The 26,512-nt window shown below is 36.8% G+C and carries 21 protein-coding genes; 6 read left to right on the top strand and 15 right to left on the bottom strand.

The window, feature by feature from the left end; genetic code table 11:
- Positions 1 to 77 precede the first annotated feature (77 nt).
- The 10 genes from BUB25_RS11890 to BUB25_RS11845 all read right to left on the bottom strand — a co-directional run bounded on the left by BUB25_RS11890 (position 78) and on the right by BUB25_RS11845 (position 10,260).
- Positions 78 to 1,148, bottom strand: coding sequence for a M20 family metallo-hydrolase (locus BUB25_RS11890; protein ID WP_072944823.1), 1,071 nt, complete (start codon positions 1,146 to 1,148; stop codon positions 78 to 80).
- A 166-nt stretch (positions 1,149 to 1,314) separates the two neighbouring features.
- Positions 1,315 to 2,118, bottom strand: coding sequence for an acetylglutamate kinase (argB, locus tag BUB25_RS11885; protein WP_072944617.1), 804 nt, complete (start codon positions 2,116 to 2,118; stop codon positions 1,315 to 1,317).
- The gene (locus tag BUB25_RS11880) at positions 2,119 to 3,108 is read right to left on the bottom strand and encodes an N-acetylornithine carbamoyltransferase (RefSeq protein ID WP_072944821.1); all 990 of its coding nucleotides are present in this window, start codon (positions 3,106 to 3,108) and stop codon (positions 2,119 to 2,121) included.
- A gap of 93 nt (positions 3,109 to 3,201) precedes the next feature.
- A complete protein-coding gene (gene proB / locus BUB25_RS11875; protein ID WP_072944615.1) occupies positions 3,202 to 3,963 on the bottom strand; it encodes a glutamate 5-kinase in 762 nt (253 codons plus the stop codon).
- 194 nt (positions 3,964 to 4,157) lie between these two features.
- The gene (locus BUB25_RS11870) at positions 4,158 to 5,354 is read right to left on the bottom strand and encodes a glutamate-5-semialdehyde dehydrogenase (RefSeq protein ID WP_072944613.1); all 1,197 of its coding nucleotides are present in this window, start codon (positions 5,352 to 5,354) and stop codon (positions 4,158 to 4,160) included.
- A 163-nt stretch (positions 5,355 to 5,517) separates the two neighbouring features.
- Positions 5,518 to 6,654 (bottom strand): aspartate aminotransferase family protein, encoded by a 1,137-nt coding sequence (locus BUB25_RS11865; protein WP_072944611.1) that lies wholly within the window; start codon positions 6,652 to 6,654, stop codon positions 5,518 to 5,520.
- A 129-nt stretch (positions 6,655 to 6,783) separates the two neighbouring features.
- Positions 6,784 to 7,761 (bottom strand): N-acetyl-gamma-glutamyl-phosphate reductase, encoded by a 978-nt coding sequence (gene argC / locus BUB25_RS11860; RefSeq protein WP_072944609.1) that lies wholly within the window; start codon positions 7,759 to 7,761, stop codon positions 6,784 to 6,786.
- 40 nt (positions 7,762 to 7,801) lie between these two features.
- The gene (locus tag BUB25_RS11855; protein WP_072944607.1) at positions 7,802 to 8,215 is read right to left on the bottom strand and encodes a hypothetical protein; all 414 of its coding nucleotides are present in this window, start codon (positions 8,213 to 8,215) and stop codon (positions 7,802 to 7,804) included.
- A gap of 147 nt (positions 8,216 to 8,362) precedes the next feature.
- Positions 8,363 to 9,556, bottom strand: coding sequence for an argininosuccinate synthase (locus BUB25_RS11850; protein ID WP_072944605.1), 1,194 nt, complete (start codon positions 9,554 to 9,556; stop codon positions 8,363 to 8,365).
- Positions 9,557 to 9,642: 86 nt separating this feature from the next.
- Entirely contained in the window at positions 9,643 to 10,260 is a 618-nt protein-coding gene (locus tag BUB25_RS11845) for a GNAT family N-acetyltransferase (protein WP_072944603.1), read from the bottom strand.
- 888 nt (positions 10,261 to 11,148) lie between these two features.
- Between BUB25_RS11845 and BUB25_RS11840 the strand changes: the two genes are divergently transcribed.
- On the top strand, positions 11,149 to 11,607 hold the full coding sequence (locus tag BUB25_RS11840; protein WP_072944601.1) for an RNA methyltransferase: 459 nt from the start codon (positions 11,149 to 11,151) through the stop codon (positions 11,605 to 11,607).
- A gap of 248 nt (positions 11,608 to 11,855) precedes the next feature.
- Here the strand turns inward: BUB25_RS11840 and BUB25_RS11835 are convergent, their stop codons facing one another.
- Complete coding sequence (locus BUB25_RS11835; protein WP_072944599.1) at positions 11,856 to 12,065, bottom strand: hypothetical protein; 210 nt, start codon at positions 12,063 to 12,065, stop codon at positions 11,856 to 11,858.
- A gap of 143 nt (positions 12,066 to 12,208) precedes the next feature.
- Positions 12,209 to 14,221: a tetratricopeptide repeat-containing sensor histidine kinase gene (locus BUB25_RS11830; protein ID WP_072944596.1), complete on the bottom strand. Its 2,013-nt coding sequence runs from the start codon at positions 14,219 to 14,221 to the stop codon at positions 12,209 to 12,211.
- A 331-nt stretch (positions 14,222 to 14,552) separates the two neighbouring features.
- Here BUB25_RS11830 and BUB25_RS11825 point away from each other — a divergent pair, with 331 nt between their 5' ends.
- The gene (locus BUB25_RS11825) at positions 14,553 to 15,209 is read left to right on the top strand and encodes a response regulator (protein ID WP_072944594.1); all 657 of its coding nucleotides are present in this window, start codon (positions 14,553 to 14,555) and stop codon (positions 15,207 to 15,209) included.
- A gap of 176 nt (positions 15,210 to 15,385) precedes the next feature.
- A complete protein-coding gene (locus BUB25_RS11820; protein ID WP_139256909.1) occupies positions 15,386 to 15,823 on the top strand; it encodes a hypothetical protein in 438 nt (145 codons plus the stop codon).
- Positions 15,824 to 16,312: 489 nt separating this feature from the next.
- On the opposite strand, the gene BUB25_RS11815 is transcribed toward BUB25_RS11820, so the two are convergent.
- Genes BUB25_RS11815 through BUB25_RS11805 form a run of 3 tightly spaced genes read right to left on the bottom strand, consistent with a single transcriptional unit; the run spans position 16,313 to position 23,407 of the window.
- Positions 16,313 to 18,964, bottom strand: a complete 2,652-nt coding sequence (locus BUB25_RS11815) for an alpha/beta hydrolase family protein (RefSeq protein ID WP_084089572.1) — start codon at positions 18,962 to 18,964, stop codon at positions 16,313 to 16,315.
- Positions 18,954 to 20,366, bottom strand: a complete 1,413-nt coding sequence (locus BUB25_RS11810; protein ID WP_072944587.1) for a RagB/SusD family nutrient uptake outer membrane protein — start codon at positions 20,364 to 20,366, stop codon at positions 18,954 to 18,956. Before BUB25_RS11810 ends, BUB25_RS11815 begins: the two co-directional genes overlap by 11 nt.
- 11 nt (positions 20,367 to 20,377) lie before the next feature.
- Positions 20,378 to 23,407 (bottom strand): SusC/RagA family TonB-linked outer membrane protein, encoded by a 3,030-nt coding sequence (locus BUB25_RS11805; RefSeq protein WP_072944584.1) that lies wholly within the window; start codon positions 23,405 to 23,407, stop codon positions 20,378 to 20,380.
- A gap of 2,106 nt (positions 23,408 to 25,513) precedes the next feature.
- Here BUB25_RS11805 and BUB25_RS11800 point away from each other — a divergent pair.
- The 3 genes from BUB25_RS11800 (at position 25,514) to BUB25_RS16700 (ending at position 26,448) form a co-directional block, all read left to right on the top strand.
- Complete coding sequence (locus BUB25_RS11800; protein ID WP_072944582.1) at positions 25,514 to 25,735, top strand: helix-turn-helix domain-containing protein; 222 nt, start codon at positions 25,514 to 25,516, stop codon at positions 25,733 to 25,735.
- 268 nt (positions 25,736 to 26,003) lie between these two features.
- Positions 26,004 to 26,300 carry a hypothetical protein gene (locus BUB25_RS11795; RefSeq protein WP_072944580.1) on the top strand — a complete coding sequence of 99 codons (297 nt, stop codon included), beginning with the start codon at positions 26,004 to 26,006 and terminating at the stop codon, positions 26,298 to 26,300.
- A gap of 1 nt (position 26,301) precedes the next feature.
- The gene (locus tag BUB25_RS16700; RefSeq protein ID WP_211297022.1) at positions 26,302 to 26,448 is read left to right on the top strand and encodes a hypothetical protein; all 147 of its coding nucleotides are present in this window, start codon (positions 26,302 to 26,304) and stop codon (positions 26,446 to 26,448) included.
- Positions 26,449 to 26,512 lie beyond the last annotated feature (64 nt).

Here is a 26,512-nt window from a genome sequence, read left to right as displayed (position 1 = left end):
CGATAGCAGCGGCATCCTCTTGTGGCGGAGTTCGCCACAAGAGATATAGCGGATAGCGGGATTAGCTCCTAATTATTTTATTGTTTGAAAAAATCAGTCAGTATTTTGATATACAATTGGATTCCTTCTTCGATTTCATTTAAAAATATAAATTCGTCAGCCGAGTGCGACCGCAGGGTTTCACCAGGTCCTAATTTTAAGGATTGACAGCTCAAAACCGATTGGTCTGAAAGGGTAGGTGAGCCATAGGTTGTTCTTCCCAAGGCAATTCCGGCTTGAACCAAACCATGTGTTGCAGGAATGGAAGAGGCGTTTAAGTGCATGGAACGTGGTGTTATCTCGGCTGCTACATGTTTTTTGACTATGGCTAAAATTTCCGGATTTGAATAACAATCATTCACTCGAATGTCAATTACCAAATCACATTCTGATGGAACTACATTGTGTTGTTTTCCGGCATTGATCTGGGTTACAGTCATTTTTACGGGACCTAATTGCTCTGATATTTTATCAAATTCAAAGGTTTTGAACCATTGTATCACCGGGATGGTATTGTATATTGAGTTGTCATCGTTTTGATGTGCGGCGTGACTGGCGGTTCCTTTTACTTTTACGTCCAATACCAACAGCCCTTTTTCGGCTATGGCCAATTGCATCAAAGTGGGTTCGCCCACGATAGCACAATCTAAAACCGGTAAGTGTTTCAACACGCTGTTTAGCCCGTTTTTTCCACTGCTTTCTTCTTCGGCTGAAGCTACAATTACAATATTGTAAGGCAGGTTTTCATGAGCATAGAAATGAACAAAAGTAGCCAATAAGGAAACCAGACAACCTCCGGCATCATTGCTTCCGAGTCCGAATAATTTGCCGTCTCTTACAATCGCCTTAAAAGGATCATTGGTGTACGCTTGATTGGGTTTAACGGTATCGTGGTGAGAATTGAGTAAAAGTGTAGGTTTAGCCTTGTCGAAATGTTTATTGAAAGCCCAAACATTATTGTTTTCTCTGTGGAATGGAATTTCGTTTTGATGGAACCAATTTTCGATCAAAAGAGCCGTCTGGTCTTCTTCGCTTGAAAAGGAAGGGGTTTCAATCAGCGCTTTTAATAGCGAAATGGCTTCTTGGGTAAGGATTTCTATGTTTTTCATTTGCTCTACCATGAAGGTATAATTATTTGTCAGTGTCTTTATGAATAGTAAATGGTATCAAAATCAAAAATACTATTTTCTTTTTGAACCATTAAGAAATGAGGCTGAATCAACGTAATTTCTCAGAGCTCAAAATAAAGGAATAAATTCTAAACAGTTTCAATTTTTACAATTGAATTGTAGTACAAACAGAATTTGGGTTTTCTAACATCCGATGATGGCCTATTCGTATTTTTTGAACTCCTTGGGAAAGGCTGTTAAAACAGTTGTCCAGTTTTGGAATCATTCCGGAGTGAATGGCTTTCTCGGCTTTCAATTTTGAATACAAGACAGTGTCAATTGTTGCAATTACTGAAGAATCATCTTCTGAATCGAATAAAACTCCGGGTTTTTCGAAACAGTAGTTCAAAGTCACTTCAAAAACGGTCGATAGCGCTATTGCTAATTCACTGGCAATGGTGTCTGCATTGGTGTTTAATAACTGCCCTTGTTTGTCGTGCGTAATGGCGCAAAATACAGGGACAATTCCATTTGAGACTAATGTTTTCAGAAGGCTGGTATTTATTTTCTTTACATCGCCTACAAAGCCATAATCAATGCTGGGATGGTTTCTTTTGACTGATTGGATTAAATTCCCGTCTGCACCTGAAAATCCCATCGCATTCGTATCCTGAGCCTGTAATTGAGCAACAATATTTTTGTTGATTTGACCGGCATAAATCATCACCGCTACATCCAGCATGGCGGCATCGGTAATGCGGCGTCCATCAATCATTTGCGGAGTCAATCCAATACTTTGGGCCATTTTGGTCGCTGACTTTCCTCCGCCGTGAACCAATATTTTATGCCCTTCAATTTGTGAAAAATCACTTAAAAATTGTTTCAATTCGGCAGGATTGTCAATGATGTTTCCGCCAATTTTTATGATAGAGATGGCTTGTAGCTTTTGGCTTTTGGCTTCTGAATTCATTTATTTGTCTTTTTTAGCTTTCGACTTGCTCTTTTCTTTTGAGGCTGAACCGTTTTTTAATATTTTTTGCAATACCAATTGAGCGGCATAGGTTCTGTTGTTCGCTTGTTGAATGACGATCGAGTTTTCGCTGTCAATAACTTCGTCGGTAACAATTACATTACGTCTTACGGGCAAACAATGCATGAACTTGGCGTTATTGGTCAGCTTCATTTTATCGGCTGTGACCGTCCAATTGGAATCGGAATTAGTGACTTGGCCGTAATCAGTGTAGTTGCTCCAATTTTTGACATAAATAAAATCGGCATTTTCAAAGGCTTTGTCTTGGTCGTATTCTATTTTGGAATCTTTTGTAATTTCAGGATTGAGTTCGTAGCCTTTTGGATGCGTGATCACAAAGTCAGCATCTTGTAACTGCATCATTTCCACAAAGGAATTAGCCACTGCCTGCGGTAAAGCTTTAGGGTGTGGTGCCCAGGAAAGGACTACTTTTGGCTTGTGTTCTGTTTTGAATTCTTCCATGGTTATGGCGTCGGCAAGGGATTGTAACGGATGACCGGTAGCGCCTTCCATATTAACGATAGGCACGGTAGCGTGTTTTAGAAAACCAGCCAATACCGTTTCGGCATTGTCTTTTTCTTTGTCCACTAATCCGGCAAAAGCCCTGATAGCGATAATATCGCAGTATTGCGAAACGACTTCGGCAGCTTCTTTGATGTGCTCAGAAGCGCCTTGATTCATAATGGCTCCGTCTGCAAACTCAAGAGTCCATCCTTCGCTGGTAAAGTTCATTACCATAACGTTCATCCCTAAATTCAAAGCGGCCTTTTGCGTACTTAAACGGGTTCTTAAACTGGGGTTGAAAAACAACATTCCCAGCGTTTTGTTTTTTCCCAGTTTATGGTTTTTAAGCGGTTTGTTTTTGATTTTTAGCGCTTGTTTCACCCATTTCTGGAGTGAATCGATGTCTTTTATTGATGTGTAGTTCATTGTTTTGTTGTTTAATCGGTTATTTACTCCGTCAGTTAGCTTTGCTTGCGCATTGAATCGATTAACCGGATTAACGATTAACCGCATCAACATTTATACAATCTTTGTAAACGGAATTTCGTTTTTTAATGCTTTCAAAATAAACTTATCTTCTAATCCGTTGATAATCCAGGTTTCTATATTGGCTTCTTTCGCTATAGCCGAAGCTTCTATCTTAGATTGCATGCCGCCGGTTCCATGCGACGACTTAGAATCACTAATTTCTTTTTGTAAAGAGCTTAAATCATTTACCAGAGTGATTGTTTCAGGTGTTTTGTCGTTAATGGTCGATTTGGTGTAAATTCCATTGGTATTAGTCGCAATAATCAATAGGTCTACATTCAATAAAACAGCTGTTAAAGCGGCCAATTTGTCGTTGTCACCAAACTGGATTTCGTCCGTTGCCACCGTATCATTTTCATTAATAATTGGGATATAATTATTTTTGACCAATACATTAATCGTATTTACAATGTTGATTTTGGATTGTTCTTTTTCAAAATCAGAATAGGACAATAGGCATTGCGAAGTGAGTAAGCCCAAATCACTGAAATTCTCTTGATAAATCCGCATCAATTGGGGTTGGCCAATAGATGCCAGCGCTTGTTTAACAAAAACTTCCTTGTCCTGACTTTCCAGTTTTACAAATTGTTTTGCCGCTGCAATAGCGCCGGAGCTTACAATTATGAACTCATAGTCGTCTTTGAGCGCTGCTATTTGGATACCGATATCTTCGATTTTTCCTCTCGAAATAAAATTAGTTTCCTTGGTCAGCGTATTGCTTCCCAGCTTTAATAATATTCTTTTTTTACTCATTTTATGCTTTCTTTTTAACCGCAAAGGGCGCAAAGTTTTTTATAATAGAAACGTTTAAAAACGTAAATTTCGTAGAGCTTTGTCTTAATATTTAAATCTTTACTATTTATTTTCTTTAAATATGAAATCAAAAATCATTAATTTGTTCTCGACTGCAATCGAACTGACAACTGACAACTGAACACTGCCAATTGCTATCTAACCTGTCCATTTCCGTAAATATACCACTTATTTGTAACTAAATGTTGGAGTCCTATAGGTCCTCTTTGATGTAATTTGTCTGTGCTTATCGCTAATTCGCCGCCTAAACCAAATTGTCCGCCATCTGTAAAGCGGGTAGAGGCATTTTGATAAACGGCTGCCGTATCCACATTCTCCATGAATTCTTGTGCCACAGCATTGTTTTTTGTGATGATGGAAGCCGAATGTCCGCCACAATATTTATTTATTTTGTCAATGGCTTCTTGGTTAGAATTGACTGTTCCAATGACAATTTTATAATCTAAAAATTCTTCGTACCAAATTAAGTCCGACTCAATCTGCGGGACACTAGTTGCTTTTGAAATGCTTTCATCGCCTAAAACAGTGACCTTTTTTTGTTGTAATTCGCTCACAATTTTGCTGGCAAAAGCTTCCCAGTTAGGTAAATTAACATCAATTAAAACTTTATCCAAAGCATTGCAAACTGATATGTTTGAGGTTTTTCCGTTGATAATAACAGCAAGGGCTTGGTCTAAATCGGCTTCCGGATGTACGTACACAAAGTTGTTTCCTCGTCCGCTTACAATTACAGGACAGCTGGCGTGTTTTTTTACAAAAGCAATTAGATTTTCACCGCCACGAGGAACGATTAAATCTACTTTTTGTGTTGGTTTTTCCAAAAAAGCCTGCGTTTCAGCTCTGTCATAATTCAAGTATTCTACCCAGGAACTTGAAATTCCATTATCAGTCAAGGCTTGATGCCACAAACTCACAATTTTTAGATTCGAAAGCAATGATTCTTTACCGCCTTTCAAAAGGATCTTATTTCCTGATTTGAATGCAATTCCGCCTGCTTCTACAGTGACATCGGGTCTGGATTCATAAATGATCAAAACAGTGCCAAAAGCCGCCGTTTTATTGTGGATTTTCATTCCGTTTTCATGTGTAAAATCAAAACGCAGTTTCCCCACAGGATCTTCCTGACTGCTTAATTGCTGTAAGGAGAGTATCATCGCGTCAATCTTGGCGTCATCAACTAACAATCGTTTTTCCATAGCCAGATCATCACCTGAATAGTTGGAAAGGTCTTGCTGGTTGATAGCTTGAATGCTTTTTCTTTCTTGTTCCAAAAGAAAAGCCATTCGGTTCAGGACAGCGTTTCGTTTTTCTATTGGTAATAAGTGGTTCATTGCTTTTGTTTTACTATTATTAGAAAATAAATCTAAATATATAAGTCATGTAAGTTTTTGTTTAGGGTTGATTTTTAGCTATTAAAAATCAGCTTTGAAAAGGATATATAAGTTTTTAACTCATTTCTTCTTAAACTTAAATGACTTATATTTTTGAAAAAAATCATTTCAATTCCACTAAGCTTTCTTTTAAAGCAATGATAAAAGTATCAATACCTTCTTTATTGATAGTCAGTGGTGGAAGTATTCTTAATAGATTTTTGTTATTGGCACTTCCGGTAAAAATATGCTTCTCGATAATCATCTTTTTTCTAAGCGCGGCAACATCAAAATCAAATTCAACTCCCAGCATCAGCCCTTTTCCTTTTACCTTTCTGATTTCCGGAATTTGTTTGATGGCTTCAAAAAAGTAGGCCGAAACCGTATTTACATTGTCGATTAATTTTTGATTTTCGATCACATCCAAAACAGCAATTCCTGCTGCACAAGCTAAGTGGCTTCCGCCAAAAGTAGTTCCTAATAAGCCGTAGCTGGCTACAAATTTTGGAGAAATCAAAACCCCACCAATCGGGAAACCATTCCCCATACCTTTGGCAGTGGTAATGATATCAGGATTGATTCCATGATGTTGAAAAGCAAAGAATTTTCCGCTTCTACCGTATCCGGATTGAACTTCGTCCAAGATTAAAACAGCTTCATAAGTTTTACAAACTTTTTCTAAAGCCTGAAAGAATGCTGTTGTTCCTTCATCAAGTCCGCCAACACCTTGAATTCCTTCGATGATAACACAGCAAACATCTCCTTTTTCTAACTCGGCTTCTACCAATTCAATTTGGTTTAACGGCAAAAAAGTGACCGCTTGTTGGGCATTTAGTGGCGCAACGATTTTTTTATTATCTGTTGCTGCAACTGCTGCTGATGTTCTTCCGTGGAAAGAATTGTCAAAAGCAATAATTCTGGATTTATTGGTATGAAAAGATGCCAGTTTTAATGCATTTTCATTGGCTTCAGCTCCAGAACTGCATAGGAATAGGCTGTAATCTTCCAGACCGGAAAGTTTGCCTAGTTTTTGAGCTAATTCTACTTGTAGTGGATTCTGGATCGCATTCGAATAGAAACTCAATTGGTCTAATTGATTTTTAATTTTTGCCACATAATCCGGCTGTGTGTGTCCTATAGAAATTACCCCGTGTCCGGAATATAAGTCTAAATAGTCAATTCCTTTATCGTCTGTAATGGTGCAATCTACTGCTTTTACAGGCGTGATATTGTATAATGGGTAAACGTCAAATAAGTTCATTTTTCTTTATTATTTAAAGATTTAATAATTTAATAATTGAAAGATTTGCTTGTATTACGGAATTATTTTTAAACTTAAAGGATTTCATAATCTTTAAATTCTTCAATCTTTCAATCTTTCAATTTTTTTCTAAAATCCGCTTGGTTTTAAATGCAATCCTGTGGTTTCTTCGAGTCCAAACATCAAATTCATGTTTTGAACGGCTTGGCCCGAAGCACCTTTTACCAGATTGTCAATGATTGAAGTAATCAAAATCCGATTTCCTTTTTTCATTAAACTGATGATGCATTTATTAGTTTGTACTACCTGCTTCATATTGATATTGGTAGTGGTAACGGTTACAAATGGTTGATCTTTATAATAAGTCTCATATTTTGCAACAATATCTTCCAGACTTTCATCGCTGCTCGTGTATAAGGTAGCAAAAATTCCTCTGGCAAAATCGCCTCTATTGGGTACAAAAATCAATTCGTCTGTATAATTCGCCTGCAATTGATTGATGCTTTGATTGATTTCGCCCAAATGTTGGTGATCGAAAGCTTTGTAATGCGACATATTGTTAGATCTCCAACTGAAATGGGTCGTTTCTGAAGGAGAAACTCCGGCGCCGGTACTTCCTGTGGTCGCATTGATATGGACATCAGTATTCAAATTTCCATTTGCGGCAAGCGGTAACAAGGCCAATTGAATAGCTGTTGCAAAACAACCGGGATTGGCAATGTATTGGGCTTTTTTTATGCTGGATTTATTCAGTTCAGGCAAACCGTAAACAAATGATTTTCCGTTGAATTCTTTGTCTTTGATCAAACGGAAATCATTTCCTAAATCGATGATTTTTGTAGTGTCAGAAAAAGAATTGATTTCTAAAAACGAAATTGATTTTCCGTGTCCTAAACACAAGAAGACCACATCTACGTTAGGATTCACTGTATCGGTAAAATTCATCTCGATATCACCCATTAAATCATGGTGCGCTATTGAGAGTGGCTTTCCTGCGTTAGTTGTGCTGTACACAAAGTCTAATTTTGCATTAGGATGAAACATTAGAATCCTAATTAATTCTCCCGCAGTATATCCTGAACCTCCAATTATTCCTACTTTAATCATAGTTTTTTATTTTTAAGATTCTGTAAAAAATCTTCGTTTTTTATAAATCCGCAAGAACGAATTCAGCGGAAACAAATTTTATTGACTTTATAGTTCCTAATGTTGGATTAAGTGCTGATTCAACATCATAACTAGCGGTATAGTAGGAGTTTGCTCCAATTTTTTCATAAGGATCGTCGTTGGGTACTTTTCTGATAGGAGTTAAAATAAGTCCATCAGCGTCATATGTTATCTTATAATTTCCTTTTACGGCAACATTATTAGGATTAGTAAACTTTATCTCATAGCGTAACCTAGATGTGTTATTACCAGTATCAGGTGTATATTCAAATAGTAAGACTTCATAAGTAATACTTTTTAATGTTTCTTTTTCGGGTGTTATTCCATCGTTATCGTTAGAACATCCAAAAAGGAGTAGAAACAAGGGCAGTAATAGAGCAAATTTAACTTTCATAATAGCTATTAAAATTTCGGTTTCTTAATCAATAAAAGCTCAATTGTTTTAAATCTTGGCCTTCTATTACAAGTATTTATATTTTTATAAAAAATAAAGTTTATAATGCCAAGTATTTTCGACTTTCGACTTTTGACTGTTACTGTTTTACTCGTAAGTCTCCTTGTTTACAGATGAAAATATGTTTTGGGCATTACCCAGAATTTTGATAAATCCTTTGGCATCGTCAGATGTCCAAGCATTGTTCATCTCTCCATATTGACCAAAACCAGTATTCATTAAATCATTTTCAGATGTTATTCCGTCCAATGAAAAATGGTATGGTTTTAACGATACTGTTACGGTTCCGTTTACTGTTTTTTGAGTGTCTTCCAGGAAAGTCTCGATATTTCTCATCACCGGATCCAAGAACTGTCCTTCGTGGAATAACATTCCATACCAGTTTCCTAGTTGTTCCTTCCAGTATTGTTGCCATTTTCCAAGAGTGTGTTTCTCTAGTAAATGGTGCGCTTTGATGATGATAATGGGTGCTGCAGCTTCAAAACCAACTCTTCCTTTAATCCCGATAATCGTGTCACCCACGTGAATGTCTCTGCCAATAGCATAAGCACTGGCTAATTTTTCTAAAGCAACAATATTATTGGATGGTTTGTCCGTAACACCGTTTACGGCTACTAATTCTCCTTTTTTGAATTCCAAAGTCACTTTTTCTTCGCCTTCCTTTGTTAATTGTGAAGGGTAGGCCTCGCTTGGTAATGGCTGGCTGGAAGTTAAAGTTTCTTTACCACCAACACTGGTCCCCCAAAGTCCTTTGTTAATCGAATATTGTGCTTTTTCCCAAGAATAGTGTACGCCGTTTTTAGACAAATAATCTACTTCTTCCTGTCTGGATAATTTCAAGTCACGGATGGGAGTGATGATTTCAATTTCGGGAGCAATGGTTTGAAAAATCAAATCAAAACGAATTTGATCGTTTCCGGCACCGGTACTTCCGTGAGCAATAGCGCTGGCACCAACAGATTTGGCATATTTTATAGCTTCAATAGCCTGAAAAACACGTTCGGCACTTACAGATAATGGGTAAGTGTTGTTTTTTAATACATTGCCATAAATCAAATATTTGATGGCTTTGTCGTAATATTTGTCAACAATAGTCAGATTGGCATGTTGAGCACTTCCTAATTCATAAGCTCTGTCTTCTATTGCTTTTAATTCTTCATCATCAAATCCTCCAGTATTGATTAATACAGTATGAACTTCATACCCTTTTTCATTTTTCAAATATTTAAGGCAATAGGAGGTGTCTAAACCTCCACTATATGCTAATACTACTTTTTTCATTTTGAGATTTTTTATGGCTAATTACTATTCGACTTCTGCTGATTAGTTTTTAGCGAATTGTGTTATTTGTTATTTTGTTGGCTTTATTATTTTTCTAAGAAAAGAGCCTGTTTGATCTTTTTTAATCGGTTCCATATCCGGACATTAAAAGGATGCTTCGGAGGTGTTTTTGGTTTTTCTTTAGGATCATAAAGCATCCCGGTACACAAACACATCTTATTGTCTTTGCTTTTCAGAATTTCATAATTGGTACAGGTTTGACATCCTTTCCAAAAACTCGGGTCGCTGGTAAGTTCAGAAAACGGAACAGGCTTGTATCCCAGTTCCGAATTTATTTTCATCACTGCCAGACCGGTCGTGATCCCGAATACTTTGGCATTTGGATACTTTTTCAAAGAGTAATCAAATACTTTAGATTTAATTTGCTTAGCCAGGCCTAAATTTCTGTAATCAGGATGTACTATTAGTCCTGAATGGGCTACATAATTACTGTCTTGCCAACTTTCGATATAACAAAAACCGGCAAATTTTCCGTTATCCAATGCTATAATGGCATCCTGATTTTCCATCTTTTTCTGGATGTATTCAGGAGTTCTTTTAGCAATTCCGGTTCCTCTCAATAGGGCAGATGTTTCTATAGTGTCACAAATAATTTGTGCATACTTAAAATGTTCTTCCTGAGCTATAATAATAGAGATATTCATTTCAAGAACTGAATTTTGAGTTAAAAAGTAAGTGATATAATAAGATGCTTGAAAAGCTAAAGTTACTCCAATTAAATGAAAAAAACATCTTGTAAGTTGTTGTAAAACAGCTCAATGTGTTTGATTTTAAATAATACTGAATACTGCTTTTAGGATAAGTTAATCCAAAGGATAACAATTGAAATTTCAAAATAAGAAAAATGAAAAATGAATAAAATAGAACAAATCACAATTTGGGTACTATACAAATAGTATCCGTACCTCGGGTGAGGTACATACTGTGTTTTTCCGTGAGATAGAAGTTATATGTAAACTTGTATTATTCATTGGTGCAAAAGTACACATATTTTTGAAACCCAATACAGTTTTTTTGGTTTGTAACAAAAAATTAATGTTTTGTTGCAATTTTATTGTTGTAACAATTGAATTCTCTTAGAGATTTGCCTCTCTTTATTTACTCTACTAACTGCAATCAGAATAGTCTGGCTTATGTTTTCTAATGCCTTAAACAACACACTTCCCGTGTTTTGGATAGAGGTTTTTGATATTGCTTTTCTCGATAATCTTTGAATTCAAAGAGATGAGAAGGCTAGAGAGGTGTATGATAGGTAGTTGTTTTATTGGTGGAAAAACTAAATATTTATGATTAGTAGCATACAAAATTTTAGAACAAAACAAATATTATTATCTTTAAAACAGGGCTCTTTCACATGTTTAAAAAACATATTTGAAATATTTTCTATTATAAGAAACTTATTCAATAATAACGTTTTGCATTTTGAGGACTACCAAAAAAAGCGCGAATTATCTAAAAGCACACCAATACTTAATCTTCCTTCATCTCAATAAAAATTGATTTATGTGCTTACAGTTTGTACTTTTGCTCTTATGAATGATAACTTTATAAATGAATATTTTGGGATAGGGATACAAAATGGTAAAACGCCTGAAAATTTAGGTGTTTTATGGCGAACGGCTCAAAACTTAGGGGCTACTTTTATATTTACCATAGGCAATCGATATGCCAAACAAGCCTGCGATACGCATAATGCAGTAAAAGCCATTCCATATTTTCACTATGAAACTTTTGAAGCTTTTTTTGAAAACTTACCCAAAGGAGCGCGATTGGTTGGTGTTGAATTAAATGAAAAAGCATCAGATTTAGAGAGCTTTGAACATCCAAGACGCTGTGTTTATTTATTGGGAGCAGAAGATCATGGCCTGTCCATAAAAGCAATGGATAAATGCCACCATTTAGTAAAATTTAAATCAGAAAAAAGCTTAAACGTGGCTGTGGCAGGCAGTATTATTATGTATGACAGGAACTTGCCTAAACCACGTTCTTAAAATATAATGGTGTATTGAAGTTGCCTATAAAATATTCTCCGCAAAAAATGCGGTGATTAAGTAGATTATTCACCGCATTTTTTATTCTAAAATAGATTTTTTGAAAAAAAGGGGGCAGTCAGCACTGCCTGTGATGTTTACTTATTAGTTATTTAGAGTTTATTCTCCATTGTCCTTTTCGTAGCATTGATTTTATTTATAAATTTCCCTAGTTCTTCAATTATTGCTTCAAACGAAATTGCCATTCATCATTCAATTTCACATAGTTTCCTTATTGCTTCTCTGGTTTGTTTTGTTATTTCAGTTCTACGTTCTATTTCCAAATCTTTTTTAAATTTTTCACAACAGCTTTTTATACTTATTGATTCGTTGTTTATTACTCTTATTATAGCCTGTTGGCCGTGGATTTTACATTTTTTGGATTCCAGAAGGTCAACAATTCTTTTTACAACTTTCATTTTCGGGCTTTGATTCTTTGTGTACTAATTTAAATAGCCTGAAAAGTAAAGATATGATTTTGGATAGCAGTCAGACGGAACCAAACTTTAAGAAAATAGGTAGTTTTACAGCAAAAAATGTTAATTTTTTGTACCCTGATTGCTTAGAATATGATCTCTATGGTTGTGCCCTTTTCTGAATTGGAACTAATTTTAAGTTCTCCATTTAATGCCTCAGTTCTGCTTTTAATATTCTTAAGTCCAATTCCCTGTTTCACTTTTTCGGGATTAAATCCAATTCCATTATCCCAAATGCGAATGCTTATTTTATCGGCAGTTTTTAATAGCATTATATAACATCTTTCGGCTTTTGAATATTTGTTGACATTCTGCAAGGCCTCTTGAATAATGCGATAGATATGTATTTTGTTGGCACTTGCAATCTTCGACCAATCAATATATTTATCTATTGATACATCAAAGCGTGTATTGCATTGGTTTTGTTGGGATTCAACTAATGTTGTTATAATCTCGGGCAAACTTTTATCTTCAAAAAGTAGGTTTTCAGTCAAATCATGAGAAACGCGTCTTATTTCATTTTCCGCTTTTTCCAGTTCTTTTACCAATTGCTCTTTTTTATCTGCTGCATTTGGATCTAATTGAATTAAGTTAAAACGAGTCGTGAAAATACTGTTTACTATGCCATCGTGTAATTCCATAGCTATACGATTCCTTTCCTCTTTGCGGGCTTGTTCGGTTTCCGATTGCTGCTTTAGCATCAATTGATAGATCTTTTCATTAGTTTCTTGCTGCTCCTGAATAAAAAGAAGTTCTTTATTTCTTGATTTTAGACGGTATATGATAAAAAAGCCTGTTAAAAAAAGAATAACAATTCCGGATCCAATAATGATAGTGCTATTCCTTTTAGATAAAAGGTCATTTTTCTCTTCTATCTGTTCGGTTTCATAGGCTATTCTTGCAAATTTATTGCGGGTTGCCCGTTCCGCATTTTGAAAACTGTCAGTAACCTTAATGTATAGCTTTGTGTAATGCGTCTTGTTTTTAATATCATTTTCAGTCAATAATTTCAATGATTGAATAACATCATAACTGCTGTTTATTTTTTTAGATAGCACGAATCCTTCTTTGAAGTAAGTCAATGCTTTAGTAGTATCTTTTTGATGAATAAAGTACTCTCCGATTGCTATTTTGCTCGTGACAATACCTGGTTTAATATCAAGACTATCACGAATTCTTAACGATTCAAAAAATTTCTCCCTAATCCCATTACTATTACCGGATTTCATTTGAGCATAAGCCAAATTATTCAATAACATGGCATATAATTTAGGATGATCTTGTTTTAGTCTATTGGTCTGCAAACCCTTTTTATATAATCGAATTGCTTCTTTTTGATTTTCCATTTTGTCATAAACCCTACCCATATTATTATTAATAGAGGCTCTGGATTTAATGATCCTTTCTTTAATATAACCTTCACTTTCTAGTTTATCCAGCTGTTTTAGGGCTAACTCAAAATATTCCAAAGATTTTTTATGATTGTTTATTTCCTTTAATGAAAGCGCCATTAAATTGTAACTCTCATAAATTAATCTTGTATTATTAGTTTTGTTCAATAGTCTCAAAGCAGCAACCAGTTCGATTTCACTTTCGGTAAAGTTTCCGGCATCATATAAAATCCCAGCTTTATATAGGGCTGTTTTGCCCGTATTTGAGGTGTCTTTAATACTCTTATACAACTTTTCGGATTTTGCATAATAATAGAACGCACTATCCAATACCGTTTTTTCTTCAAAATAATCCCCTAAATAATAAAGAGACTTTGCAATATGAACTGTATCTTTTTTCTTGATTGCCAATTCCAGAACTTTTTTTGTTACAAAAAGATAATTGTCGTATTGATTTAAATCATAATACTTATTGGCTACTTTAAAGAATAAGTTTCTGTTTATGGAATCATTTTCATGCCTCTGTAGATATAGAAAGAGGGTATCTAGTGTTTTTATCTTACTAGTATCTTGCAGTACTGAAGAGTTAAGATTATTTAAAAGATGCGTTACTCCATTTTTATATTCAATATCATCCTTTTTTTTCTGGCATGCAGTAATCAACAAAAAGAGATTAACTAGCAATACTATGCTATATTTTGTTTTCAATTATTTGATAAAATGTTTAAGTTTTTACCAAAAATAAAAATTAAAAACCAGACAATGGGTCTTTAGACAGATTGTATGCTTTAATATTTTGACTATTATGTTTCGGTTTTTTGCTTATCGCTTCGGCATTACTTGCCAAGGTTAATTTTATAAAAGGAAGTATCTCTTTAATGTCGGCTGAAAGGGCTTTATTTTTATAATTTGATTTATTGCAGTTTGTTTATCTTTGACAAAGCCGGTACAAAAATGAAGTAGCGCGCAAGCTAGAGAAAAATACATTTTTTTTATGCAGAAAAACGGCCTATTTTGTTAAAGTTATATATCTAAATTAATGAATGTATTTTTGGTAGATGATCATCCATTGACTGTAGAAGGCTATAATAGCGCTCTACTAGGAGAGCCTTTTGGTAGGCATCACCCCATTTTCACTAAAGCGTATAATTGTGAAGAGGCTTATTTTGAGCTTGAGCGAGCTATTTCAAAAAAGGGAAGCTTTGACATTGCCATCATTGACAAAGGTCTACCTGCTTATAAGGAAAAATCTATTTTGTCAGGAAGCGACCTTACTGTTCTGATAAGGCAAAAAATGTCGGACTGTAAAATTATAATGATTACTGCCCATACTGAAGTTATCGTTGTTTATGATATAGCCAAGAAGATACGCCCGGAAGGACTTATCATAAAAAATGACATTAGCCCTGAGAAATTGCAGTTAGCCGTAATGCAGGTATTGCAAGGCAACCAATACCAGAGTCCTATGGTAAAGAATTGTATCAATGAAATATGGAAGAAAGAACTAATGATTGAAGATTACAATCGTCAAATTCTATTATATTTATCCAAAGGATTCAAAATAAAAGAGTTGGAAGGAATCATCTGCCTCACAACCAGTGCCATCCAAAAGCGAGTTGGCCGTATGAAAAAAGCCTTTGATGCCACTGACGATACGGGTCTGGTAAAAGAAGCCATTAAGCAGGGCTTTATCTAATATTACTCTCAAAATTTTAACATTCTTTACTTAAAAACGGCCTTCTTTGTTAAAATTTGTTGTAGTTATATAAACAATCTATTTTTTTCTTTATAGTTTAGGAGCTCAATTTTCGTATATTATCTTTTTAATAATACTATGTGATCAAAAAAAGACAGTTAAATTGTTTAGTTAAAATGAGAAAATATCAGTTATTAATTTTAGTTATTTTAATCGGATTAAAATCCAACAGCCAGAATAGTATACCAGATATTTCCGCAAGAGTAGATACCTCAAAAGTTGTCATTAAAGAGATATATCATTTATATAAAAATTATCTTAATTCAAAACCTGACAGTATTTATCAAAATCCAAATTGGAATGATACGGAAGCTAAATATTATCTTAAAAGCAAGATGGTAAGAGTTGACAGAGCTGCCAATTTGATGTTTGTTTATTCCAATTCAAAAAATTATTTTACTTACTATGTCTCTAAAGTATTACAAATAGATAGTGTTTCCATAAATAGATACCAAATCAAAACTATTTTTGCAGCTAAATGTTCGGAGAAAGAATATGAAAAATTTACTCCTGATTATATAACGAAGTTATATGCTGTAAGGGATATCCAGTAATGATAGGAAATGCATTAGTAACCTACAATTTAAGCTCAATTATTACTTCAAGATATCAAAGTAAAAAAAAATCTATAGGCCCGGCTATCAGAAGAAGATCGAAAACCTGAGATAGAGTAGATATAATTATTATCTTTTTTATCATGAAATCTAATTTTTTTCGCATCCTACTTGGTAGTAGTTGCATTTGCCATTTTTGGAGCAGCAAGTACTGACCCCATAGCTAAGGAAGCTAGCCTTGTACCAGATGAATAGGAATGGTATCATTTGTACCCTACAGATCCTTGTATCGCTTCTACTATATGTAATGCACTAGGTACAGAAGTGTGTACAGTTAACGATGAACCAGGACAACTATTGTTTCGTAAAACCGCAAATAAGTCTTGTGAAATTACGTTGTATAGCCCCATTGATTAGTTGTTTTTAACTTTCAAAAATAATGCAGTTCTCTTACGAGAACTGCATTATCATTTTCATTTTTCACCTTTTTTACTGCTCAGCCATAAAGTTAAGAGCCATCCACGGTTTGTATTCACCGTCTTTTAGATGGTAATCAAACCATTGACTTATTCTGGTGCTTAGGTCGACTTGGTTTTTGGGATTTTGTATTACATGTCTTTCGTTCGGATAAACGAGCATTACATTGTCTTTCTGCAATCGGCGGAGGGCCATGTGGAATTTGTAACTGTGGTCAACATCCACATGACGATCTTCTGCACCTGTCCATAAAAGTAACGGTATAGATACGCCTTGTGCCAATAGGATGGGGGAATTACGGTGGTAACGCGCTGGATCTTCAAAGAGTGTTTTCCCCATACGCATTTGCCCGTATTCATACCTTCTGTAATCGGCAGTTTTAAAATCCCATGCGACATGTAGAAAATCGGCAGCCAAGTCGCTATAGGACGCTCCGGAAACCGCTGTTTTAAAAGGGTTTTTCTGAGTAACGATAAAATTGGTTTCATAACCTCCGTACGAATGTCCAATCAATCCAATCCGGTCTTTATCGATGATCCCCTTTTCTACAATACTTTGTACAGCGGCATTAATGCACTTGGTTGCCACTTCACCTGTATTGCCTATTTCGTAAAGCATATTGGGTAAACATACAAAATAACCTTGTGTTGTAAAATTAGCTACGCTAAACCCTTGTGAATCAAATAATGTTGGATTTTGATACTGGTGTAAATCCATAGTTTGTTTTTGATATACGTGTACAATCATTGGGTATTTTTCTGTAGGATTGTAATTAGCCGGATAAAGCAAAACACCATCTACGACCTTACCTAAAACATCAAAGGAGAATAATTCGGATTTTCCATAGTAGTATTCGTTGTGTTGCGGATTGCTTTGATGTACTACATTTTCCATTTTAGCCATGGGATCGAATAGCACAACTTGAGGGGGTTCGTCAAAATCTTGTTCCTTGTACATTATTTTTTTTCGGTCTTTTGTCAGCGAAATATCGTTGATCAATTTATCTTTAATGACCAATGGTTTTGTAGCCTGATTTTTATGGTAAATGAAAATTCCATTTTTCTGAGTTGGTTCCTCTATTGTTTTAAAATATAAAGGTTGCTTGAGATCCACCTGTGCGGCTTGCAATCCATCATAAACATAGGTGCGGTCTCTGAATTGTGATTGAGCTACTAGACTAAATCGGGTTTGTGTTTCACGACCTTTAGTGATTCTTTCGGTCGAAGTCCCATCCGTTCGTACCTTCCAAATGTCATAGCTATCGTAAATGAGAACCTCTTTATCATCCATTGTAAAGGCTGCTATTCTTGAGTTGAGTGCATTAATAGCGTTAGTATCATTTATTTCGGTTTCCACAAAGTTGATTCCTTTAGTCAGTAAGCTATGCTTCTCTGATGCAAAATCATACGACCACCAAGCATCATTTTTATAGTACAATAGATATTTACCATCCGGAGAGGATACGAGGTCGGAAGGCTCGCCCGAAGCTGCTTCAAGTAGTACCTTTTTTTCTGCTGTTTCCAAATTTGTAATGTAATAATCACGATCTCCATGGTATTTGAATTGGGGTTCATACTCTAGTGGGTCGCTGGTGATGGCGTATTTCATTTTTGCATCCAATTGAATAAAAGGGAGATTTTGGTCTGTAATTGGGATTGTTTTTCCATGTGCAGGCCACCAAACTGAAATAATGGGTCGTTTCCTCCAGTCGTTCATGTCAATTTTTCCCGGATAAATGCTCTTGTCAGACGTATTCCAGACTTGAACCGATGCTGGCTCTGGCATCGCTCGCTCCGTTTTTTCTTCCATTCCAAAAAATACCCGTTCACCGTCTTCTGAAATTATTAATTCTGTAGGGTAGGATGCCCCTATAGCATGCATAGGAACGAGCGTTGGATGTTCAGAAAGATAAAGTGTAGCCAACTTTTGCGTTTGTGTATCGTAGGCATATACCGCTCCTCTAGCATTCTTTTCTATCGTTTCAGTACTCGGACTCAAGAAGGCCAAGGTGGTTCCCGTGGCATTCCATTCTAATTGTCCCAGTGTAGTTGCATTCTTAAAAAGGATGGTCCTTTTTAATTTTTTATCCAGGGCAATGAGAATCACTGTAAAATGGTCTGCTTCTTGCGTGACACAGGCGACTTTGCTTTGTGTCGGATCCATTTTCCAAGCCAAGAGGTTAGTTATTTCCTGCTCTGGCTTCCCGTTAGTATCGGTAATCAAAAGGGCAGCCGTTTCATTTAGCAGCCGTTTGAGTACGAGATGCTGATTGTTTCTTGCTATCGCATATTCAGATACCTGTTCTAATAAGACACTATTTTCTTTTGTCAAATCGAAAATACTAAGGGTATTACCGGGCTGTTGGTAAATTAATTTGGACTCTAACACAAAGTTTGGTTTGAATCCTTTTGCAAAAGCATGAGCTTTCAAGGACGCGGTGTTTTTTACAAAAAGCGTATCAGCTTTGGAATTATAATGATGGGTATAAGTTATCCAATTTCCCTGCTGCGAAATGCCCTTTGTAAAGAGTTGGTGCCAACGACCATAATCGTTGGGCGATAACTCTCTTTTTTGCTTCATTTGAGCATAGAGGGAGTGGAGGCAGGATAGGATTACTATTGAGTACAGTAGGTAGTATTGATATCTTTTCATTTTAATAGCCATTGTTTTGTGGTTTTAAATTGGGATTGAGCAGCAGTTCTGTTTCGGGTAGTGGCAGGAGTTGGTCATTTGTATCCCATCCTGGTTTTGTAGGGGCTAGTATTTCATCGAGCAGCATATTTCTTTTCAAATCAAAAAAACGATGCCCTTCTGTAAATAGTTCGCTTTTTCGTTCTTTTACAATGGCGCTGATAATTTGTTCCTTAGTTGAAGCTGATGTGTTTGATAGCCCCGCTTTATTTCGTATTTTGTTGAGGTCTTCTTGCGCAGCGATCAGTTCTCCCTGTTGGGCTCTTGCTTCAGCCCGAATCAAGTACAATTCTGCAGTTCGAAACACAATAGAATACTCTACCGAGCCCTGCGAATTGTTGTAGGCTTTGTATTTATAGGCATGGTACCATACGTCTGTTCCATTCGTCACTTCCTTTATCCAGTGTGTTTTTCTGAGGTCTCCTGCTTCAAAAGAATTTACGAAGTCCACACTTAAGGCTGAAACTGGTGGTGGTCCTTGTAAAAACACATGGGTTTCAGCTTCTAAGGTATTACGTCCATCCGTGTCAGGCAATAATTGCCAAATGTTACCCAAGTTGCCTTTCAGGAAAACGGTTTCTAGGTTGCCATCATCTACATACAGCAGGCTATTGTTAAGCACTGCTGAAGCACTATTAGCCGCTTCGCCCCACCTACCACTGTACAAATACAGTCTTGCCAATAGTGCTTGCACCGTGGCTTTATTGGGACGTATGCGTTCCGAACTAATGTATTCTACATCCAATAATGCTTCGGATTCCAGTAAATCCACTTCTACATTCTCATACACCTTTGTAGTTCCCATTTTACCAATTTTGGTGTTAGCTATATAATCGGTGGTTTTTACATAGGGTATGGCACCATAGAGGTTGGTCAAATGAAAATGCAATAGGGCTCGGATGAAAAGTCCTTCACCTCTAAGCCGCTCCTTTTGAAATGCTGTGAGGGATTTGGAGTTTTCAACACCTTCCAATAGGGCATTGGTAGTATACAGTTGCTGATAAGTCGTGTTCCACCAGTTTTTAACATCCATATTAGTAGGCAACACAATATTATTGTAAAAGGATGCATCTGTTTGACCTCCTGCACCATAAAAAGTCAGTTCATCGGTGTATTCGCCTAATTTTGACTGCATGCCGTTTGGATTTCCGGTCAGCAAGCCGTTATCTCTTATTTGTGCATATATTGCACCTAAGGCAGCCGTGGCTGTGCTGTTGTTTTCAAAAACCAGTGGAGACGAAAGTTGGGTAGATGGAACAGCGACTTGTACGAAATCATCACAGGAAAGCATTAATAGCGGAATGCAAATAGAAAAGAACCGGATAGCAGTTGTCACAAAGTAGTGAGACTTGCTTTTTTGGATAATATTTTTCATGATCAATAGTATTAGAAATTAAATTGTATCGCTGTCGTTATAATTTTTAAAGGAGGTAGTGAATTGGTAATTAAAAATTCAGGATCAGCTCCTTTATAGTGGGTAAAGGTCAATAGGTTCTGTCCTTCCACGACTATTTTACATCCTGCTCCTTTGAGCCATTCCTTTGGTAAACTGTAGCTTAAGGCTATATTTTTTAAACGAATAAAGGAAGCGTCAGTAATGACACCATCACTACTGTAGTAATTTATTTGTGCTTCTACAGCGTCTTCATCCATGCCGGTTGTAAAACGTTGGTAGGTAGCGATGTCTCCCGGTTTTTGCCAGTGGTCTGAAAGTGCTGCGGCTTGGTTGCCCAGCATTCCGGGAAAGCCAGCTGCTGCCGTGTTTAGATTTTGTTGCTTCACAAATTGAAACAAGAAATCCAACTGCCAATTTTTATACTTTATCTGATTCTGCAAGCCTCCATAAAATTTAGGATTAAGGTCTACTATCGTTGTTTGGTCAGCCTCAGCCGTAATTTTTCCGTCGCCGTTCACATCCTTATATTGATACAAACCCGTTTGAGGGTTAACTCCTTCCAAATGAAACATTTTCTGGATGTTAAGTGGCGATCCAATAACAAATTGATTGCGATAAGTGGAGCCTTCTAAATCCGGGAAGGATACTAATTCATTCCGAAGCACGCTAATATTAAAGTTCGTACTCCACGTAAAATTTTTGGTCTCTAGGTTTAGGGTTCGTAGCGTGGTTTCTATACCAGTATTCTGTACGGTCGCATCCAAGTTGGCTTGTATGGAAGTAAAACCTGTAGTGGAGGGTAAAGGGATGCCTACCAATTGATTCGAAGATCGGTTTCGGAAAGCAGCTAGTGTCAAAAATATTCGATCCTTTAGTACGCCCGTTTCCAGTGCGACTTCTAATTTGCGGTTGGTTTCCCAAGCAAAATTGGGATTGAACAATCGGGTAGGTAATAAGCCAATCACCCCTTGGTAATTGCCACCCGTAGCGCTATAGGTGTCTAAGAACTGGTAATTACCAATTTGGTCACTCCCCGTAATACCATAACTGGCTCTTAGTTTTCCAAAGCTCAATACGCTATTCTTGAAGAAATTTTCTTCGCTAAAGAGCCATGCCGCGCCAACGGCTCCAAAAGCAGCAAACTGTTTTCCTGGACCAAACCGACTGGAACCATCACGTCTGCCGGTCAAATTGAGGATGTATTTCTTGTTCCAATTCAAGTTGACACGACCAAAGAAGGCTTGGTATTTGTAAACGGAGTTATCATCAATGTCTACCGTTACATCCGAGGCTGCTGCAAGGTTGTTGATGAGACTGTTACTGGTAAAACCACTCGCGCGTTGCACCAGTTGACGAGCTGTTTGTTGCTGAAACGTACTTCCCAGTACTACATCGAGTGCAAGATCTTCGTTTAGATTTTGTTTATAATGGAGTTGAGGTTCGATAATCCAAGATTGACGTGTCGTATTACCAATAGAAATTAAGGAATATTCAGGGCCTATTTCCCAAGCAGGGTTGTAAATGGTGGAGGGTTGCGAACTGCTTTCTTGGTGTTTTAAATCAGTGAAGCCAAAGTTAGATTTGATTTCCAAACTTGGCAGTAATTGGTAGGAAAGACCTAGGTTGGCCACTAAATCATAGGTCTTAGCCAGGAACTTTCCTTGTAAATTGCGTAATGGGTTATTGAATGTGCCATTTTCCCAATTGAGCTTGCCTTCTTCATCATACAATGCTGGTGCATTGGGAGCCAGTGTTCGTGATTCTCCAGTATAATTCTTTGCTGGTTGGTCGTTATCTTGAAGCGTATATCCGGCAGCAAAGTTGGTTTTGAAACGTTTGTCCTGTGAAGTATGGTTCAGGTTGGCTCTAATGTTTCCTTTTTGATAGTTGAAATCACCGGGAAATACGGTGGTTTCTTTACCGTAATTGCCACTGATCAGAAACTGTGTTAAGCCAGAACCTCCTGAAATAGCTGTTTGCACATTGGTTATTTGTGCTGTTCCCCCGGTCAATTTCTTTTGCCAGTCGGTATATCGATTGGGATCCCAAGTACCGTTCACATCATAGGCATTGGCAGGATAATTTGTAACTCCATCGTTAGCGAAAGCCTCTTTGCGCATTTCAAGATATTGTTCGGTCTTCATCAAGTCGGCAAATCGGGTCACTTGAGCCGTTCCGCGTTGTAAGTTGGCAGAGAAAGTTGTTTTGCCTGCTTTTCCCTTTTTGGTAGTCAGTAGCACCACGCCATTCGCACCCCTTGAGCCGTATATGGCGGTAGCATCGGCATCCTTTAGAATTTCAATGCTCTCAATGTCGCCGGGATTGAAATTATTCAGCGGACTTGTGGGTAATGGCATAACGGTCGCGGTATAACCTACGCCAATAGGATCAGAGGCATAGGGCACCCCATCAATAATGTAGAGCGGTTCATTTCCGTCGGTTCTCAAGCTGTTTTGGCCCCGTATTTTAATGTCGAAACCACTTCCTGCAATACCAGAACTTTGGGTAATATTCACCCCCGCCATCCTGCCCTGCATAGTAGCCAGCACATTGGTTACAGGTTGGGTCTCGATGTCTTTGGCCGTTATGCGGGCAATACTTCCAGTACGTTCCTTTTCTTTGACGGAATAATAACCGGCATTGATGCGGACTTCCTGTAAGGAGGTGATGTCTTCCTGTAGCTGGATGTGGATGTTTTTGCGGTAGTTTATAGGGATTATAGCTGTTTTGTAACCGATATAGCTCACGACTAAGGTGTCATTGGCTTTGGCTAGGAGGCTGTATTTGCCATCAAAGTCGGATAGGACGGCATAATTGACACGGTTTTTTATGGCGATGGTGACGCCCGGCAAGGATGCTCTGCCATCGGTTATGGTACCGCTTATTTGGTTTTGCTGTCGTTCAGACAGCTGTGGCCTCAGCTTTTTGTTAGCTAAGGCTGGGGTGCTGCTTAGGATAATCCCGATAAGGATTAGGTAGCATAAAGCGGAAGCCCTTTTGTAAAATGAAGAATTTTTCATAATATTGGTTTAGTTTAATGAAACGTTAGTTTTGTTTGCGATGGTCCTCTTCAGTTGTCCAGACGGTTAGAGGGCTTTTTTTTATAAGTCTTAAAGTCTTAAAGTCATCAAGTCAAATGTCTTAAAGTCTTGAGGTAAGGTTTTTTATTCTGTCATAGGCGATTTTTGTTAGTGGTTAGGAATTAAACATTAATTTATTTTTATCTATAAGCAGTTGGATTTTAATTGGTATTCTGTTCTTTTTTGCATCGCCCAAAAAAGAACCAAAAAACGCTAGCCTGACTATTTTTATCCTGAAAATCTTCGGATGTATTTCCCTATCGCGACCCCAGCCGCTCGTGCTACGCACTCGACTCGGGGGTCACTCCCTTCGGCCAAGGCTTAAATCCATTCTTCGATTTTCTGGGATAAAAATAGAAGGGCGGTTTTTACGAGAGCGTATTTTGATGAAACTTTGGTTCTACATTCTTAATTCTCATTAGATATCAAATTATTATCGTTTCCGAGATTCAATTGTCCTTAGCTTCCGCAGTCGAGTGTCAAATGTTTGAAGAATACGTAAAAAGAAAAGCTGTTTGAGCGAAGCGAGTTCTTTTCTTTTAGACCCGAGCCGCAGGCGACCAGAGCGAAGCTAATTCGAAAACTAATTTGACCGATGAGGGAGCGCAGACTTGAAATCGAAGATTCATGAATACCAAAAAACAATAACAAAGCATGAATATTTTTTTGTTTCCGTCACCCTGAGCGAAGTCGAAGGGTTGATCAAGCAAAAAAGAAAATTAGTGACCATAAATCCATAGGCATATCAATGTTATAAATGCTAGTATTAATAAGGCTTGTATTTGTCTGTAATATTTCATGTTATTTAGTAGGTTATTAGTTATCGGTTAGGAGTTATGGGTTATGGGTTGTGGGTTGTGGGTTGTCAGTCCAGATAGTTATCACGATGGTTTATGGTTGTTCGTCCATCGTATTTCGTCCATCGTCTATCTTACTTCTATACTCTATATTCTCACATCTCATCGTCATCCTGAGCTGAGCTGAGCCAGTCCTGAGCTTTTGTCGAAGGATCGAAGGATCGAATAACACAACGCACGACTCACATCTCACATCTCACAACTCACATCTCACGACTCACATCTCACTATAAAAAAACATCCTGCACCATTAATAAATTCAAATTAAATTAATGAGATCTTTTGCTCAAAGGACCGTGCGGTGCAGGAGTGTCATTGCTTTTACTTAGTTTATTTCATCATAGGCGGTTTTTTTGTTATGGGTTATCAGTTATTTGTTATGGGTTGATCTCCGTCACTTCGAGTGATTTTATAAAATAGTGATAGCCTTTTTATAAAATTGTATCGAGAAGTTGGCATAGGGATTCCTGACCGGTTAAGAAAAGTGCATTTTCCTGACTGGGATTTTGTGGTTTAGTGATATAAACCACGGTTAACGCAAGGCGTTGGTTTTTTAGGGGGGCTTTGTTATTTTATTCATGGGCTTTTATAGTTAATGGTTAATAGCGAGTAGTTCATTGTTTAAAGTTGGCATAGGTATTGCAGACCAGTTTAGAAAAGGTGGTTTTTTAGACTGGTAATGAGTGGCTTAGTAATAATAACCACGGTTAACGCAAGGCGTTGGCTGTTTTAGGTGTGTAATTGCATTTTGGTCATAGATTTGAAATTAAAAGGAGGACAGCCAATGACTGTCAGGTATTTTTCGACGAAGCGACCTCGTCAAGTCATAGCAATATTAAAATCAAAACTTTGCGAGACTATGAATATTATGAAGTGGTGCTAAGAATTTAAGCGGAGTATTGAGCCAATAGTATAAAATAAATGGCATGGAACTCATCTTACTGCCTTAGAGGTACTGGTATACCCGGGAACAATAAGTGAGCCCACGCCATGGGACGTGAGCATCGTACTTATCATTTCGTTCCTTTTAAAATTACCAGTTTTCTAAGACGAAATTCAAAGCGAATGCTTCAATGCTTTTATATGAAGAATCGCAAATATAATTTATTATAAGCAAATATAGTCAAATATTTCGAATATCGGATTTGAATCCGAATTATTTTACCCTTTATGGATTTAATTTGTTAATATGAAGAGTACAAATCGTATTATTGTTGACTTTATCAAGAATGAATGGGTTAGCAAAGCTAAATCTCAAAGTACTTTTGCTGTTGAACACAACCTTGATGAAAAAACGGTTAGAAGTATCAAAAATGATCCAAATTATAATATGAGTTTCGAAACCATAAAAAAAATATGCGAGGCAAGAAATTTGAAACTTTCAGAGTTTTTTAAGTTAATGGATTTGTAAAAATATAAAAGATGCTTAGGCATCTTTTTTTATGGCCTATAATGAGGAATTACTGGTAGTAAGGCTATTGAAATATAAACTCATGTATTACGAAAGGTCTGTAGTGAATAAAAAGCCCATTTGATGATTTGTAAGAATAATTTAATACATTTGAAAGAATAACAAAACGCAACCAAATAGCGTGAATACTCCCTTTTCTGGGTGGCTATGCGCTACTTTGTAGCGCATATATACAAGTTATAGGGCATTTTAAACCGACACACAGACAATGAGCTTGAAAGGACAAACAGTTAGAATAATAGTAAGTGAACCTTGGGATTGGGAAGAAAATCTTTTCGGGACTATTTTATCTGACCGTGGCGGAGACAAGTTGTTGGTTAAATTAACTAAGCCGATAAAAGGCAACAAAATGACAAGCGACTTAATGGAACTTAAACCAAGATATGAAAAGGAAACATTTAAACCCCTTGGACAATATTATTCTGTGACTGTTGGTGGTGCCTTAGTTAAAGAAGAAAATGATGAATTTGACTATATAATTATTGGCAGTGTGACACTTGATTAAAATGACAATATTTGAACTACATACAAAATTGAAGAACGATGGAATTAATGATGACCATTATAATCTTCACGGACTTTATGGTTCAACGGACGACAATGAAAAACTAGCACTGACAATAAAGAAAGGGAAGTTTACCATCGAATATTAAACTTATTTCAAAGAACGTGGAGAAAAGCATTCAATACGAACTTTCCATTCTGAAGATGAAGCCT

The organism is Flavobacterium granuli (assembly GCF_900129705.1).
GTDB lineage: Bacteria > Bacteroidota > Bacteroidia > Flavobacteriales > Flavobacteriaceae > Flavobacterium > Flavobacterium granuli.
This window is presented reverse-complemented; position numbering and strand designations above follow the sequence as displayed.

Bases quoted from the DNA above. Each gene is read 5' to 3' on its own strand.
- BUB25_RS11870 (WP_072944613.1), bottom strand. From the start codon at position 5,354: ATGAACCACTTATTACCAATAGAAAAACGAAACGCTGTCCTGAACCGA.
- BUB25_RS11845 (WP_072944603.1), bottom strand. From the start codon at position 10,260: ATGAATATCTCTATTATTATAGCTCAGGAAGAACATTTTAAGTATGCA.
- BUB25_RS11825 (WP_072944594.1), top strand. From the start codon at position 14,553: ATGAATGTATTTTTGGTAGATGATCATCCATTGACTGTAGAAGGCTAT.
- BUB25_RS11840 (WP_072944601.1), top strand. From the start codon at position 11,149: ATGAATGATAACTTTATAAATGAATATTTTGGGATAGGGATACAAAAT.
- argB (WP_072944617.1), bottom strand. From the start codon at position 2,118: ATGAATTCAGAAGCCAAAAGCCAAAAGCTACAAGCCATCTCTATCATA.
- BUB25_RS11865 (WP_072944611.1), bottom strand. From the start codon at position 6,654: ATGAACTTATTTGACGTTTACCCATTATACAATATCACGCCTGTAAAA.
- BUB25_RS11880 (WP_072944821.1), bottom strand. From the start codon at position 3,108: ATGAACTACACATCAATAAAAGACATCGATTCACTCCAGAAATGGGTG.
- BUB25_RS11805 (WP_072944584.1), bottom strand. From the start codon at position 23,407: ATGAAAAATTCTTCATTTTACAAAAGGGCTTCCGCTTTATGCTACCTA.
- BUB25_RS11820 (WP_139256909.1), top strand. From the start codon at position 15,386: ATGAGAAAATATCAGTTATTAATTTTAGTTATTTTAATCGGATTAAAA.
- argC (WP_072944609.1), bottom strand. From the start codon at position 7,761: ATGATTAAAGTAGGAATAATTGGAGGTTCAGGATATACTGCGGGAGAA.
- BUB25_RS11835 (WP_072944599.1), bottom strand. From the start codon at position 12,065: ATGAAAGTTGTAAAAAGAATTGTTGACCTTCTGGAATCCAAAAAATGT.
- BUB25_RS11810 (WP_072944587.1), bottom strand. From the start codon at position 20,366: ATGAAAAATATTATCCAAAAAAGCAAGTCTCACTACTTTGTGACAACT.
- BUB25_RS11800 (WP_072944582.1), top strand. From the start codon at position 25,514: ATGAAGAGTACAAATCGTATTATTGTTGACTTTATCAAGAATGAATGG.
- BUB25_RS11795 (WP_072944580.1), top strand. From the start codon at position 26,004: ATGAGCTTGAAAGGACAAACAGTTAGAATAATAGTAAGTGAACCTTGG.
- BUB25_RS11855 (WP_072944607.1), bottom strand. From the start codon at position 8,215: ATGAAAGTTAAATTTGCTCTATTACTGCCCTTGTTTCTACTCCTTTTT.
- BUB25_RS11850 (WP_072944605.1), bottom strand. From the start codon at position 9,556: ATGAAAAAAGTAGTATTAGCATATAGTGGAGGTTTAGACACCTCCTAT.
- BUB25_RS11890 (WP_072944823.1), bottom strand. From the start codon at position 1,148: ATGAAAAACATAGAAATCCTTACCCAAGAAGCCATTTCGCTATTAAAA.
- proB (WP_072944615.1), bottom strand. From the start codon at position 3,963: ATGAGTAAAAAAAGAATATTATTAAAGCTGGGAAGCAATACGCTGACC.
- BUB25_RS16700 (WP_211297022.1), top strand. From the start codon at position 26,302: ATGACAATATTTGAACTACATACAAAATTGAAGAACGATGGAATTAAT.
- BUB25_RS11815 (WP_084089572.1), bottom strand. From the start codon at position 18,964: ATGGCTATTAAAATGAAAAGATATCAATACTACCTACTGTACTCAATA.